General features: G+C 56.9%; 15 protein-coding genes. 1 reads left to right on the top strand and 14 read right to left on the bottom strand.

Annotated features, from left to right (window positions below; all coding sequences use genetic code 11):
* Nucleotides 1-281: 281 nt before the first annotated feature.
* From HMPREF3096_RS25445 to yceD, 13 genes are all read right to left on the bottom strand, one after another.
* Complete coding sequence (locus tag HMPREF3096_RS25445) at nucleotides 282-1,076, bottom strand: metal-dependent hydrolase (RefSeq protein ID WP_008805992.1); 795 nt, start codon at nucleotides 1,074-1,076, stop codon at nucleotides 282-284.
* A gap of 10 nt (nucleotides 1,077-1,086) precedes the next feature.
* Nucleotides 1,087-2,091, bottom strand: coding sequence for a DNA polymerase III subunit delta' (gene holB, locus HMPREF3096_RS25440; RefSeq protein WP_008805991.1), 1,005 nt, complete (start codon nucleotides 2,089-2,091; stop codon nucleotides 1,087-1,089).
* Nucleotides 2,088-2,729: a dTMP kinase gene (tmk, locus tag HMPREF3096_RS25435; RefSeq protein ID WP_008805990.1), complete on the bottom strand. Its 642-nt coding sequence runs from the start codon at nucleotides 2,727-2,729 to the stop codon at nucleotides 2,088-2,090. The genes holB and tmk overlap by 4 nt, the downstream gene beginning before the upstream one ends.
* Nucleotides 2,719-3,741 carry a cell division protein YceG gene (gene yceG / locus HMPREF3096_RS25430; protein WP_008805989.1) on the bottom strand — a complete coding sequence of 341 codons (1,023 nt, stop codon included), beginning with the start codon at nucleotides 3,739-3,741 and terminating at the stop codon, nucleotides 2,719-2,721. The genes tmk and yceG overlap by 11 nt, the downstream gene beginning before the upstream one ends.
* A gap of 1 nt (nucleotide 3,742) precedes the next feature.
* Complete coding sequence (gene pabC / locus HMPREF3096_RS25425) at nucleotides 3,743-4,552, bottom strand: aminodeoxychorismate lyase (RefSeq protein ID WP_032729951.1); 810 nt, start codon at nucleotides 4,550-4,552, stop codon at nucleotides 3,743-3,745.
* A 125-nt stretch (nucleotides 4,553-4,677) separates the two neighbouring features.
* On the bottom strand, nucleotides 4,678-5,919 hold the full coding sequence (gene fabF, locus HMPREF3096_RS25420; RefSeq protein WP_022065359.1) for a beta-ketoacyl-ACP synthase II: 1,242 nt from the start codon (nucleotides 5,917-5,919) through the stop codon (nucleotides 4,678-4,680).
* A gap of 89 nt (nucleotides 5,920-6,008) precedes the next feature.
* Entirely contained in the window at nucleotides 6,009-6,245 is a 237-nt protein-coding gene (gene acpP / locus HMPREF3096_RS25415) for an acyl carrier protein (RefSeq protein ID WP_000103754.1), read from the bottom strand.
* A 210-nt stretch (nucleotides 6,246-6,455) separates the two neighbouring features.
* Entirely contained in the window at nucleotides 6,456-7,190 is a 735-nt protein-coding gene (gene fabG, locus HMPREF3096_RS25410; protein WP_002899294.1) for a 3-oxoacyl-ACP reductase FabG, read from the bottom strand.
* Nucleotides 7,191-7,202: 12 nt separating this feature from the next.
* Complete coding sequence (gene fabD / locus HMPREF3096_RS25405) at nucleotides 7,203-8,132, bottom strand: ACP S-malonyltransferase (protein WP_012542242.1); 930 nt, start codon at nucleotides 8,130-8,132, stop codon at nucleotides 7,203-7,205.
* Between the two features lie 15 nt (nucleotides 8,133-8,147).
* Nucleotides 8,148-9,101, bottom strand: coding sequence for a beta-ketoacyl-ACP synthase III (locus HMPREF3096_RS25400; RefSeq protein ID WP_008805985.1), 954 nt, complete (start codon nucleotides 9,099-9,101; stop codon nucleotides 8,148-8,150).
* Between the two features lie 54 nt (nucleotides 9,102-9,155).
* Nucleotides 9,156-10,253: a phosphate acyltransferase PlsX gene (gene plsX / locus HMPREF3096_RS25395; RefSeq protein WP_012542244.1), complete on the bottom strand. Its 1,098-nt coding sequence runs from the start codon at nucleotides 10,251-10,253 to the stop codon at nucleotides 9,156-9,158.
* A 203-nt stretch (nucleotides 10,254-10,456) separates the two neighbouring features.
* Nucleotides 10,457-10,630, bottom strand: a complete 174-nt coding sequence (rpmF, locus tag HMPREF3096_RS25390) for a 50S ribosomal protein L32 (protein WP_000290724.1) — start codon at nucleotides 10,628-10,630, stop codon at nucleotides 10,457-10,459.
* Nucleotides 10,631-10,646: 16 nt separating this feature from the next.
* Complete coding sequence (gene yceD, locus HMPREF3096_RS25385) at nucleotides 10,647-11,168, bottom strand: 23S rRNA accumulation protein YceD (RefSeq protein WP_008805983.1); 522 nt, start codon at nucleotides 11,166-11,168, stop codon at nucleotides 10,647-10,649.
* 141 nt (nucleotides 11,169-11,309) lie between these two features.
* Here yceD and HMPREF3096_RS25380 point away from each other — a divergent pair, with 141 nt between their 5' ends.
* Nucleotides 11,310-11,894: a Maf family protein gene (locus HMPREF3096_RS25380; RefSeq protein WP_008805982.1), complete on the top strand. Its 585-nt coding sequence runs from the start codon at nucleotides 11,310-11,312 to the stop codon at nucleotides 11,892-11,894.
* Between the two features lie 37 nt (nucleotides 11,895-11,931).
* Here HMPREF3096_RS25380 and rluC read toward each other — a convergent pair whose 3' ends face one another.
* On the bottom strand, nucleotides 11,932-12,885 hold the full coding sequence (gene rluC, locus HMPREF3096_RS25375) for a 23S rRNA pseudouridine(955/2504/2580) synthase RluC (RefSeq protein ID WP_012542245.1): 954 nt from the start codon (nucleotides 12,883-12,885) through the stop codon (nucleotides 11,932-11,934).
* Nucleotides 12,886-13,440 lie beyond the last annotated feature (555 nt).

Genomic DNA, 13,440 nt, shown 5'->3' with positions numbered 1-13,440 from the left:
TGAGTATTTGGTACTTTTTTACGTTTTCACGCATTGGCCCGGGGGGAGAACCGTGCCGTGGACAGGACATCTAAGCGCCCTTTATTTATTACACAGAGTAAAATAATTAACGGGATGATTGTTTGACGGCTATCACGTTTCAATCAGCCTTCCGGTAAAAATTTACATCAGCTTACATAAGTTGTATCCAGATGTTGCCAAAAAACCTTCACCGCCACTTTTGTGGCGGTGAACTTTACTCGCTTTGGTTATTAATTACGAGCCTTAAAATAATAAGCAGATCAAGCAGGTTGTAAGCGGGCGGGGTCAATATGGAACAGAGTGGCAAAATTATCGGTGGTCTGCTGGGCCAGTTGCTCCAGCGACACGCCTTTCAGTACCGCCATGTATTCCGCAACGTCACGGACCAGCGCCGGCTGGTTCTCTTTGCCGCGATGGGGGACTGGCGCCAGGTACGGCGAATCGGTCTCCACCAGCAGGCGATCCAGCGGAACATAGCGCGCCGCATCGCGCAGCTGCTCGGCGTTACGAAAAGTGACGATACCGGAAAACGAGATATAGAACCCCATGTCGAGCAATTTACCCGCTGTCTCCCTGTCCTCAGTGAAACAGTGTAGTACGCCACCGCAATCCGTCACCTTTTCTTCGCGTAAAATGGCCAGGGTATCGGCGCGCGCGTCGCGGGTGTGGACGATCACCGGCTTATTCAGCTCGCGGCCAATGCGTATGTGGTCGCGAAACGAGGTTTGCTGCTGGGCTTTGGTTTCCGGGGTATAAAAATAATCCAGACCGGTCTCCCCCATCGCCACAACGCCCTCTTCCGCCGCCAGCGTGCGCAGGGTCTCCACCTCGTAGGCTTCGTCCTGGTTTAACGGATGCACGCCGCAGGAGAAGACGACGTTGTCACGCGTCCCCACCAGCTCACGCATACTGCGGTAGCCGGGCAAGGTCGTGGCGACCGCCAGGCAGAATTTCACATCGCGCGCGGCCGCTTTTGCCAGCACGTCGTCGACGTTTTTGTGCAGAGTTTGATAATCCAGACCATCAAGATGGCAGTGGGAGTCGACTAAAAACATAATGTCTCACTCAGAGGTGGGATACGGGTAAAACCGTCCCGGGTTGCAGGTAATGTTCCCAGCGCAGCAGGCGCTCGGTGAGCAGCAGTTCGCGGTTGACGCCGACGACGTTCAGCAATTGCTCACGGCAGGTACAGACGTCATGGGCGATCGCCTGCAGCCGGGCGGCGGGCAGGCTGTGCGCCAGCTGCTCCAGCAGCGGCCAGACGTCCGGGTTACTCACCAGGGCAATCCCCTGCTGTCGTTTTTGCGCATCGACCAGCAGCGATGCCAGCCAGTGCAGGCGAACCGCCGCCTGTTCATGATTGAGTATCGGCAGCAACGCCAGCCAGTCACCGCTCGCCAGAGTGGCCGCCAGGGCCTGACACAGCTGCTGCCGCGCCGTCCACTGCGGTTCCTGTAATAGTTCGAGCGCCGCGGCCGGCGCGCTGGCGCACAGACGCAACGCGGTCAACAGTGACTCCTGCGGCAGGTTCACCTCTCGCTCCAGCCAGGCCAGGGCATAAGACTCCGACGGCGGCGCCAGGTGGTGCAGGCGACAACGGCTGCGCAGAGTCGTCAGCAGACGCGCCGGCTCCTGGCAGGCGAGGAAGAACCAGGTATTCTCCGGCGGCTCCTCCAGCGTTTTCAGCAACGCGTTGGCGGCGGCATCGGTCAGCAAAGCGGCATCGCTAATCCACACCACTTTCGCCCCACCGAGGCGCGCGCGCTCATAGAGCTTTTCATTGACATCGCGCACCGCATCAATGCCCAGCGCACTCTTGCCCTTTTCGGGGATCAGCGGATAGTAATCGGGATGTGTGCCGGCCTGCATCAGCTGGCAACTATGGCAGTGGCCGCAGCTTTTATGTCCTTCGGGCTGGCGGCACATCAGGAAGCGGCACAGCGCGTAAATCAACGCCTCACCGCCCATCCCGCTCAGAGACTGTAACAGCAAGGCGTGGTGGCCTCGTCCGGCCTGATAGCTTCCGACCAGTTGCTCGAACGACGGGCGCAGCCACGGATACCATTTCATGCCGGTTGCTCCGCCATCCACTGGGCGATCGTGGCGCGAATGTCGCGAGCGACGGCGTCGAGCGGCTGGGTCGCGTCAACCGTGCGGATCGACGGGTCTGCAGCGGCCAGCTCAAGGTAGCGCGCGCGGGTGCGATTGAAGAAGTTCATGGACTCCTGCTCAATGCGATCCAGTTCGCCGCGGGCCCGGGCGCGCTGCAGCCCCACTTCCGGCGTGACGTCGAGGTACAGCGTCAGATTGGGGCGGAAATCGCCGAGTACCGCGTCGCGCAGCGTCGCCAGCATCGTACGGTCGATTCCCCGGCCGCCGCCCTGATAAGCCTGAGTCGACAGATCGTGACGATCGCCGATCACCCACTGGCCGCGGGCCAGCGCGGGCTTAATCACGGTCTCCACCAGCTGGACGCGCGCCGCGTAAAACATCAGCACTTCCGCTTTATCATTAATGACCTCATCACCCGTGGACTGGATATCCAGCACCAGGCTACGCAGTTTTTCGGCAAGGACAGTGCCCCCCGGCTCGCGGGTAAACACCATATCGTGAATACCTGCCGACTGCAGCGTCTCCACCACCAGCTGACGTGCGGTGGTCTTCCCGGCGCCCTCCAGCCCCTCGATGACGATATAGTTACTGCGCATTTTTTTCCTTAAGTACTTTCAGATAGTCCTGCACCGCACGGTTATGACTGACCAGGTTTGTGGTAAACGTATGGCCCCCTTTCCCGTCGGCGACAAAATAGAGGTATGACGTTTTCGCCGGATGGGCGGCCGCCTTCAGCGACGCCTCGCCCGGCACTGCGATAGGACCAGGCGGCAGGCCGCTGATGGTATAGGTATTGTATGCGGTCGGCGTCTCGAGATCCTTACGCGTTAACTTACCAGTATACCCCTCGCCCATCCCGTAAATCACGGTCGGATCGGTCTGTAAGCGCATACCGATGCGCAGGCGATTGATAAATACCGACGCGACGCGGTCGCGCTCTTCCGCCACCGCGGTCTCTTTCTCAATAATCGAGGCCATGGTCAACAGCTGGTTCTGATCGGCATAGGGCAGATTGTCCATCCGTCCTTCCCAGATCTTCGCCACTTCGGCGACCATTTTCTGATGCGCGCGCTTGAGGATGGCGATATCGCTGGTATTGGCGGTGTACATCCAGGTATCCGGCCAGAACCAGCCCTCCACCCAGTCGGCATGCTCAAGACCTAACGCCTTAGCCACCGTCGCATAGCTATCATCATCGAGAGTGTGCTTCACGTACGGGGCATCGCGCAGCTGGCGCAGGTAGTCGCTAACGCGCATACCTTCGACAAAGCGCAGCGGAAACTGCGCCTCTTTACCGCTGGCCAGCAGCTGCAGCATCTCGCGCACCGTCATCTGCGGCGTGAAGCGATAGGTCCCGGCTTTGAAGTGAGACAGCTCAGGTTCCACCCGCAGCAGCCACTGGAAAACGCGCGGGCGGTTGATCACCTTCTCGCGATAAAGATCCTGGCCCAGCGCCAGACGGCCGGTACCGGGCTCCAGGGTGAAGATGGTCTCTTCTTTAATCAGCAGCTTGCTGTCCGCCAGCTGGCGTACTTTCCACATGCCTGCCGCCGCGGCGATGCCCAGCACCACCACCAACAGCAGAATAAAACGTAACATTTTCTTCATACTAACCAGACAGCTCACACAAAGGGGCTAAAAAATGGTAAAGCTCGCGCGAGGACCAGACGGTCTCCTCCCAGCGACGAACCGGCACCAGCGGCATCAGCGCATTGCAGATCAGCACTTCATCGGCTTCACGCAATACCTCAGGACGCGCTGTCACTTCGACAACGCGAAACGCCGATGGTGCCAGCTGTGCGATACAGCGCTGCCGCATAATGCCGTTGACCCCGGCGTAATCGAGCCGCGGAGTAAATACATCCCGTCCCTGACGCCAGAATAAATTCGCGGCACAGCATTCCGTAAGCCACCCGTCACTGTCAAGGACCAGCGCCTCATCGGCGTCCGTCTGCTCAAGATGAGAGCGGATCAGCACCTGCTCAAGGCAATTAAGATGCTTCAGTCCGGCAAGCCACGGGTTGCGCCCCAGGGGCACCGGGCTCTGGGTCAGGGTAATGCCCTCCTCCCGCCAGCGCGCATAATGCGCCGGGAATGGAGAGACACTGAGAATGCGGGTGGGCGACACGCAGCCCGCCGTACTGTATCCCCTTCCCCCAACGCCGCGGGTGAGGATCACCTTCAACACGCCCTGCGCGTGCGGCCGCGCCAGACGCTGCATCTCTTCGCTCAGCGTCAGCCAGTCGTGAAATGGTATTTGTAATTTTTCACAGGTTGTCTGCAAACGCTGCAGATGGGCGTCCAGTAGCGCAACCTGCCCCTGCTGGATGCGGGCGGTGGTAAAACAGCCGTCGCCAAACTGGGCGGCGCGATCGTTCGCCGCCAGCGTGTCCTGTTCAACGCCATTTATCAAGAACATAAAGGACTCCTTTTCACTGGTCGGTGAGTGTCTCAGGACACGGAGCAGAGGACAAGCGGAGAAAGCCGAATAAAAAAGGCCCGACGAACGGGCCTTTTGTTAAAGCAGTACCGGGGCAAGCCCTGTCACACTTTTTTGAAGATCAGCGAACCGTTAGTGCCGCCAAAACCGAAGGAGTTGCACAGGGTGTACTCCATACCGGAAACCTGACGCGCTTCGTGTGGCACGAAATCGAGGTCGCAGCCCTCATCCGGGTTGTCGAGGTTGATCGTCGGCGGAACCGCCTGGTCGCGCAGCGCCAGGATAGAGTAGATCGACTCTACGGCCCCTGCCGCGCCCAGCAGGTGCCCGGTCATGGATTTGGTGGAGCTCACCATGACGCGGTTCGCCGCATCACCGAAGACTGACTTAACGGCCTGCGCTTCTGCTTTATCGCCAGCCGGCGTCGAGGTGCCGTGGGCGTTGACGTAGCCAATCTGGCCCGGTTCGATGCCCGCATCGCGAATGGCATTCACCATCGCCAGCGCGGCGCCCGCACCATCTTCCGGCGGTGACGTCATGTGGTAAGCATCGCTGCTCATGCCGAAGCCAACGATCTCGGCGTAGATTTTGGCACCGCGTTTTTTAGCATGCTCGTACTCTTCCAGCACCACCATACCCGCGCCGTCGCCCAGCACGAAGCCGTCGCGATCTTTATCCCACGGACGGCTCGCCGCCTGCGGGTTGTCATTGCGCGTGGAGAGCGCACGCGCCGCGCCGAAGCCGCCCACGCCAAGCGGGGTACTGGCTTTTTCCGCACCGCCTGCCACCATCGCATCGGCATCGCCATAGGCGATGATGCGCGCGGCCTGGCCGATGTTGTGCACGCCTGAAGTACACGCGGTCGCGATAGAGATACTTGGCCCACGCAGACCAAACATGATGGTCAGATGCCCGGCCACCATGTTAACAATTGTGGAAGGAACGAAGAATGGGCTGATCTTACGCGGTCCGCCGTTAACCAGCGAACTGTGGTTTTCTTCGATCAAGCCGAGACCGCCAATACCGGAGCCGATAGCGGCGCCAATACGGGTTGCATTCTCTTCCGTCACTTCAAGGCCAGAATCCTGCATGGCCTGAACGCCAGCGACAATTCCATATTGAATGAAGGCATCCATCTTGCGCTGTTCTTTGCGCGAGATAATGTCATCACAGTTAAAATCCTTTACTAAGCCAGCAAATTTCGTTGCATAGGCGCTAGTATCGAAATGGTCGATCAGGCTGATGCCACTCTGACCGGCAAGGAGAGCTTTCCAGGTAGACTCTACGGTATTGCCGACAGGAGACAACATGCCCAGTCCGGTCACAACTACACGACGCTTAGACACGTTTGTCCTCCAGGGAGGGAAAATAGATTCTTGTGGGACAATAAAAAGATAAAACTCAGGCGGTCGAATGACCGCCTGGAGATGTTCACTTACGCCTGGTGGCCGTTGATGTAATCAATGGCAGCCTGAACGGTGGTGATTTTCTCAGCTTCTTCGTCCGGAATCTCAGTATCAAACTCTTCTTCCAGAGCCATTACCAGCTCAACGGTGTCAAGAGAATCAGCGCCCAGGTCTTCAACGAAGGAAGCATTGTTGGTAACTTCTTCCTGCTTAACGCCCAGCTGCTCGCCGATAATTTTCTTAACGCGTTCTTCGATAGTGCTCATACTCTTAAATTTCCTATCAAAACTCGCTTTCGCGATGGTTTTCGTAGTGTATAAAATGTTGAAAAATTTGCAACTAAATCCCGGCAGGTCTTACCACGATTTTGCGCTATTTTGAGGCCGTTTGCCCTAAGAACGCAAATCTTTTCGCACAAAACCGCACAGGGAACCGTGCGAAGTGCGCGGTTCCTGAACGTTTTGCACAAATCTCGGTCAGACCATGTACATTCCGCCGTTGACGTGCAGCGTTTCACCAGTGATGTAACTTGCTTCGTCAGAGGCTAAAAATGCAACCGCGCTGGCGATTTCATTTGGGGTGCCAAGGCGCCCCGCAGGAACTGCCGCCAGCGTACCCGCACGCTGCTCATCGGTCAGCGCACGCGTCATGTCCGTTTCAATAAAGCCCGGAGCAACAACGTTTACAGTAATACCGCGGGACGCAACTTCACGCGCCAGTGATTTACTGAAGCCGATCAGACCCGCTTTCGCCGCAGCGTAGTTGGCCTGACCCGCATTTCCCATGGTACCAACCACAGAACCGATAGTGATAATACGTCCATGACGCTTTTTCATCATAGCGCGCATTACCGCTTTTGACAGACGGAAAACCGATGACAGGTTGGTTTCGATAATATCGTTCCACTCGTCATCTTTCATGCGCATCAACAGATTGTCGCGAGTGATCCCGGCATTATTCACCAGGATATCCACTTCGCCAAACTCTGCGCGCACATTTTCCAGAACAGATTCAATAGATGCCGGGTCGGTCACATTCAACATCAGACCTTTACCGTTGGCGCCTAAATAGTCGCTGATGGCCTGCGCGCCGCTTTCGCTGGTCGCAGTACCGATAACTTTCGCGCCACGAGCGACGAGCGTTTCAGCGATTGCACGGCCAATACCGCGGCTTGCACCGGTAACCAGCGCGATTTTTCCTTCAAAACTCATGGTTTTCCTCTTTTATTGCTCAAGCGCCGCAGACATCGCCGCCGGCTCGTTAAGCGCGGAAGCGGTCAGGGTGTCAACAATACGTTTGGTCAGGCCGGTGAGGACTTTACCCGGGCCAACTTCATACAGATGCGTTACGCCCTGCGCCGCCATAAACTCAACGGTTTTGGTCCACTGGACCGGGCTGTACAGCTGGCGTACCAGCGCGTCGCGAATGGCGTCCGGCGTGGTTTCGCATTTCACGTCGACGTTATTCACTACCGGAATCGTCGGCGCGTTGAAGGTAATTTTCTGCAACTCCAGCGCCAGTTTTTCTGCAGCTGGCTTCATCAGCGCGCAGTGGGACGGCACGCTCACCGGCAGCGGCAGCGCGCGTTTGGCGCCGGCGGCTTTACAAGCGGCGCCAGCGCGTTCAACGGCCTCTTTATGCCCAGCGATAACCACCTGGCCCGGGGAATTGTAGTTCACCGGAGAGACAACCTGCCCTTCGGCCGATTCTTCACAGGCTTTGGCGATAGAAGCGTCATCCAGGCCGATAATCGCGGACATGGCGCCGGTACCTTCCGGTACGGCTTCCTGCATGAATTTCCCGCGCAGTTCAACCAGACGAACGGCATCAGCGAAACCGATAACCCCTGCGCAAACCAGCGCGGAGTATTCGCCGAGGCTGTGGCCCGCCAGCAGGGTCGGCGCTTTGCCGCCCTGCTGCTGCCAGACGCGGTATAGCGCCACGGAGGCGGTCAGCAGCGCCGGCTGAGTCTGCCAGGTTTTATTCAGTTCTTCTGCCGGGCCCTGTTGAGCCAGCGCCCACAGATCGTAACCCAACGCTGCGGACGCTTCACCGAAGGTCTCTTCAATCACCGGCCAGGTGGCTGCCATATCGGCCAGCATGCCTACGGCCTGGGAACCTTGTCCCGGGAACACAAAAGCAAATTGCGTCATGTTTAAATCCTTATACTAAAAACGAACCAGCGCGGAACCCCAGGTGAAACCGCCACCAAAGGCTTCCAGCAGAATCAACTGACCGCGTTGGATACGGCCATCGCGAACGGCTTCATCCAGCGCGCAAGGGACTGACGCCGCGGAGGTGTTGCCATGGCGGTCGAGGGTCACAACGACGTTATCCATCGACATGCCCAGTTTCTTCGCCGTCGCGCTGATAATACGCAGGTTTGCCTGGTGCGGCACCAGCCAGTCCAGCGCTGAACGTTCAAGATTATTCGCTGCCAGCGTCTCATCAACGATGTGCGCCAGCTCGGTGACCGCCACTTTGAAGACTTCATTGCCGGCCATCGTCAGATAGATCGGGTTTTCCGGATCGACGCGATCGGCGTTCGGCAGGGTCAGCAGTTCGCCATAGCTGCCGTCAGCATGCAGATGCGTCGAGATAATGCCTGGCTCTTCAGACGCGCCAAGCACTACCGCGCCCGCGCCGTCACCGAAAATAATGATCGTGCCGCGATCGGTGGGATCGCAAGTACGCGCCAGCACATCGGCGCCAATCACCAGCGCATAATCCACCGCGCCGTTCTTCACGTACTGATCGGCGACGCTCAGCGCATAGGTGAAACCGGCGCAGGCGGCCGCGACATCAAACGCCGGGCAACCCTTAACGCCCAGCATAGACTGGATCTGGCATGCCGAACTCGGAAACGCGTGCGTGCCGGAGGTGGTCGCAACGATAATCAGACCAATCTGCTCCGCGGACACGCCCGCCATCGCCAGCGCCTGCTTTGCGGCTTCAAAGCCCATCGTAGCAACTGTTTCATGCGCTGCGGCAATACGACGCTCACGGATACCTGTGCGGGTGACAATCCACTCGTCAGAGGTCTCTACCATTTTTTCCAGGTCGGCGTTTGTACGCACTTGCTCGGGCAGATAGCTGCCGGTACCAATAATCTTCGTATACATGTACGCTCAGTCACTCTTGGGTAATATACCCGCCTCTTTCAACCTGCCGCGGCGTCAATCGTGGCCATTCGTCCCGCTTTGCTGTCGGGAGTTCACGTCACTGTCGCTTTCCGGCAGCGCGAAACCAGCTGGGTATAAAGATTCCAGGCGCGCGGCGATCCGTTGAGGAATTTGCCGCTGCACCGCCTGCACTGCCTGCTCTATCGCGACGCTAAAGGCGCGTTGATTGGCAGCACCATGACTCTTGATCACGGAACCGCGCAATCCTAACAGACAGGCGCCATTATACTGGTCGGGGTTGAGGTGACTGAATCGCCTCGCCAGGCTTTTTTGTAACCAACGTTTTAATAACAGCAGCCACCACGACCGTTTTTTGCCCTCTCCCTGAGATTTCAGCAGCGAAAGGAACATTCTGACAACACCTTCCATGGTTTTTAATGTGACGTTGCCCGTGAATCCATCACAAACCAGCACATCGGTTTTTCCGGTCAACAGTTCATTGGCTTCAAGATAGCCGATGTAGTTGAGGGAAGGCAGCGTTTTCAGCACTGCGGCAGCATCGCGAATGCTGCTGAGGCCTTTCATCTCTTCTTCGCCGATATTCAGCAAGGCGACGCGCGGGTTGGTCATGCCAACCACTTCCTCTGCCAGCACCGCGCCCATGACGGCGAACTGCACCAACATCGTGCTGTCGCAATCGACGTTGGCGCCAAGATCCAGCACCACGGTTTTGCCCTTCTGCTGGTGCGGCAGAACCGTCACCAGCGCCGGCCGCTCAATACCTTCGATCGGTTTGAGCAACAGTTTCGCCAGTCCCATCAGCGCGCCGGTGTTGCCGGCGCTGACGCAGGCTTCCGCCCGCCCTTCTTTCACAAGCTCCAGCGCCACGCGCATTGAGCTTCCGCGACTGCTGCGGATAGCCTGTGCGGGTCGCGCATCACTGGCAATAACTGACTGCGCAGGAATAATCTGCAGACGCGAACGTTGTTCGAAGTCAGCTTTGGCAAGTAATGGCGTGATGGCGTCGGGGTCGCCGACTAAAAGAAGTGTGAGTTGCGAATTAGAGTTCAGTGCCTGCAGTGCTGCAGGCACCGTCACGGATGGGCCAAAATCGCCCCCCATGACATCTAACGCCAGGGTTAGACGTGTCAAGGTATCGTCGCTGCCCGGTTCGGTGATTCCCCAGTTGCCCGGGGAGTCCTCACTAAGCTTCATCACGCTGGCACTCGCGAATGTTCACGCTGCAGACGCAACAATTCGGGCATTGATGCCCCTGGTGATCGGGTTAACCGAATGTCCAGGGACGCACACGCCCGCCATGGCCTGCAACGGGAAATCCTGCGAGTATCGCGTGATTACTTAGCGATAACCTTGCGACCGCGGTAGAAACCGTCGGCAGTGATGTGGTGACGCAGGTGTTTCTCACCAGAAGTTTTGTCTACAGACAGGCTGGTGACTGCGGTCAGCGCGTCATGGGAACGACGCATGCCACGTTTGGAACGGGTTGGTTTATTCTGTTGTACGGCCATGGACCTTACTCCTCAATTACTTACGCTTTAAGCTGGCTAATACGGCAAATGGGTTTGGTTTTTGTGCCTCTTCAGGCAGTTCGCCAAAGACCATGTCCGCGTCGGACACTTCACAGTGTTCAGAATCATGCACCGGAACTACGGGCAGGGAGAGGATAATTTCATCCTCGACCATTGCCTGCAGGTCGATTTCACCGAATTCGTTAACCTCAATCGGCTCATACGCTTCCGGTAGTGCTTCGGCCTGTTCGTCATTTCTGACGGGGCTAAAACAATACGTGGTGTGGACGTGATGAGGGAACGGTTTCCCGCAACGCTGGCATTCGAGGGTTACCGTTACCTTTGCATCGCCAGTAATGACGGCGAGACGCTGGTTATCGATAGCGAACGACATGCTGCATTCCACATCGCTGTCCACGCTGACTACAGAATCGGCTACACGTTCAACCTGATCGCGGGCATAGATGCCTTCGTAATCAAGGCGTTTTTGAGCCGTGCGGACCGGATCAAGAGTCAGGGGTAATTTTACCTTTTGCATAGGGCGCGCATATTAACTTTGTAATGTCATAGAGTCAAAGAAAAAGGCAGCCTCAGGTTGCCTTTTGCCATTTATTCGCACACATTGCGGCGCATAGTTTAAGATGATGCTCTGCGAAGCGCTATATGTGGATGAAAAAATATGTCTGAACTTATCCTCGCGTCAACCTCTCCCTGGCGGCGCATGCTGCTGGAAAAACTGGGGTTACCGTTTGAATGTGCCGCGCCTGACGTTGACGAAACGCCGCTGCCGGAAGAATCCGCGCGTCAGCTTGTCGCCCGACTGGCGCAAGCCAAAGCGCAAAGCCTGGCCTCCCGCTATCCGCACCACCTTATTATAGGCTCCGATCAGGTTTGCGTATTAGACGGTGAAATCACCGGCAAACCGCACACCGAAGAAAATGCCCGCCGGCAGTTGCGAAAGGCCAGCGGGACCATCGTCACCTTTTATACCGGTCTGGCGCTATACAACTCCGCCACCGGCCATCTGCAAACCGAATGCGAGCCCTTTGACGTTCACTTTCGCCATCTCAGCGATAAAGAGATTGAAGGCTACGTCCGCAAAGAGAACCCGCTGCAATGCGCCGGGAGTTTCAAGAGCGAGGGGTTAGGGATTACGCTATTTGAACGACTGGAAGGCCGCGACCCGAACACTCTGGTCGGTTTACCCTTAATCGCGCTCTGTCAGATGCTGCGCCGCGAGAATAACAATCCGCTGTTAGGTTAAAGCAAAAAAAACGGCGGAACTGATTCCGCCGTTGCGCTTATTTGCTCTTACGTAGCACCTGTAAACAGTGCTTCAGCTGGTTATCCAGCGGCGCCTCAACGCGCATCACCTCCCCGCTCCCCGGGTGGGTAAACTTCAGCGCCGCCGCGTGCAGGAACAGGCGGTTTAAGCCGGTACCGGACAGCTGCTTGTCGAACTCGCGGTCGCCATAGCGATCGTCAAAAGCGATAGGATGCCCGGCATACTGGGTATGAACGCGGATCTGATGCGTGCGGCCGGTGACCGGGCTGCAGCGCACCAGCGTGGCGAATTCGTAACGCTCTTCCACTTTAAAGCGCGTCTCCGACGGCTTGCCTTCCTGACTCACGCGAACGATACGCTCCCCACTCTGCAGAATATTCTTCAACAGCGGGGCCTGGACCACTTTGGTATGCGACTGCCACTGGCCGCGCACCAGCGCCAGGTAGTCTTTCTGCATGCCTTTATCGCGCAGCTGCTCGTGCAGCGAACGCAGCGCCGAGCGCTTTTTCGCCACCAGCAGCACGCCGGAGGTATCGCGGTCGAGACGATGCACCAGCTCAAGGAAACGTGCCTCCGGGCGCAGGGCGCGCAGCCCTTCAATCACGCCAAAGCTCAGTCCGCTGCCGCCGTGTACCGCAGTACCGGAAGGTTTGTTGAGTACCAGAATATGATCGTCTTCATAGAGGATCACCTCAGAGAGCGCGGCCACTTTCTGCAGATGCGGCGATACCGCCTCTTCTTCACGCTCCGCCACGCGCACCGGCGGGATACGGACTTCATCACCCGCTTCCAGCTTATACTCCGGCTTCACGCGCTTTTTGTTTACCCGCACCTCGCCTTTACGCAGGATGCGATAAATCATGCTCTTCGGTACACCTTTCAATTGGGTACGCAAAAAGTTGTCGATACGTTGCCCCGCTTCATCAGCAGCAATGGCAACCATTTTTACGGTTGGGGTCTCAGTTTTCATGGTGCGCGATTCTAAATAGCCGGACGCATTAGCGCCACTCATTTTTATATGCTTATATTTATCATTATCCTGTTTTCACGGTTTACCTGACCGCCATTTTGTTTGTTATTAGAACAATCTGTATGGGCAGGTGATAAAACTGTGAGTAACCGGGTGATAAAAGGTGAAAGTCAACTTGCTATAACAAGGTTAGCAATGGAATAATGAGACCGTTTTCCGTATTGCATCTTGTTAGAACAAGACATTAGCGGAATGACCAATTTTGTCTGACCGATCGCCCACGCAGCAATGGCGTAAGACGTTGTGATCTTTCAGACAGTTAGCGGGCTGCGGGTTGCAGTCCTTACCGGTACAGGCTCTATGGATTTCAAGTCGCAGGAAGGCGTCAACTCCGGGACTCCCGGGAGCTCATCTGGATCCTTTGATCGAGGTGAGCAGGTTAAGCCACCATGCCTGCAACGCGAAAGACGACGAGTATAAATGGAATATTCTCTGGTGATACATCCCAGGCTGTTCCCCTGAATAATTGCGCTGTGTTTCCGTTTGAAACACAGG

Origin of the sequence: Klebsiella sp. HMSC25G12 (genome assembly GCF_001807705.1) — a bacterium.
Taxonomy (GTDB): domain Bacteria; phylum Pseudomonadota; class Gammaproteobacteria; order Enterobacterales; family Enterobacteriaceae; genus Klebsiella; species Klebsiella variicola.
The sequence above is the reverse complement of the archived record's forward strand: the minus strand, read 5'-3'. Positions and strand labels throughout refer to the sequence as shown.

Bases quoted from the DNA above. Each gene is read 5' to 3' on its own strand.
- HMPREF3096_RS25380 (WP_008805982.1), top strand. From the start codon at position 11,310: ATGTCTGAACTTATCCTCGCGTCAACCTCTCCCTGGCGGCGCATGCTG.
- tmk (WP_008805990.1), bottom strand. From the start codon at position 2,729: ATGCGCAGTAACTATATCGTCATCGAGGGGCTGGAGGGCGCCGGGAAG.
- HMPREF3096_RS25445 (WP_008805992.1), bottom strand. From the start codon at position 1,076: ATGTTTTTAGTCGACTCCCACTGCCATCTTGATGGTCTGGATTATCAA.
- fabG (WP_002899294.1), bottom strand. From the start codon at position 7,190: ATGAGTTTTGAAGGAAAAATCGCGCTGGTTACCGGTGCAAGCCGCGGT.
- rpmF (WP_000290724.1), bottom strand. From the start codon at position 10,630: ATGGCCGTACAACAGAATAAACCAACCCGTTCCAAACGTGGCATGCGT.
- HMPREF3096_RS25400 (WP_008805985.1), bottom strand. From the start codon at position 9,101: ATGTATACGAAGATTATTGGTACCGGCAGCTATCTGCCCGAGCAAGTG.
- yceD (WP_008805983.1), bottom strand. From the start codon at position 11,168: ATGCAAAAGGTAAAATTACCCCTGACTCTTGATCCGGTCCGCACGGCT.
- acpP (WP_000103754.1), bottom strand. From the start codon at position 6,245: ATGAGCACTATCGAAGAACGCGTTAAGAAAATTATCGGCGAGCAGCTG.
- holB (WP_008805991.1), bottom strand. From the start codon at position 2,091: ATGAAATGGTATCCGTGGCTGCGCCCGTCGTTCGAGCAACTGGTCGGA.
- rluC (WP_012542245.1), bottom strand. From the start codon at position 12,885: ATGAAAACTGAGACCCCAACCGTAAAAATGGTTGCCATTGCTGCTGAT.
- pabC (WP_032729951.1), bottom strand. From the start codon at position 4,552: ATGTTCTTGATAAATGGCGTTGAACAGGACACGCTGGCGGCGAACGAT.
- yceG (WP_008805989.1), bottom strand. From the start codon at position 3,741: ATGAAGAAAATGTTACGTTTTATTCTGCTGTTGGTGGTGGTGCTGGGC.
- fabD (WP_012542242.1), bottom strand. From the start codon at position 8,132: ATGACGCAATTTGCTTTTGTGTTCCCGGGACAAGGTTCCCAGGCCGTA.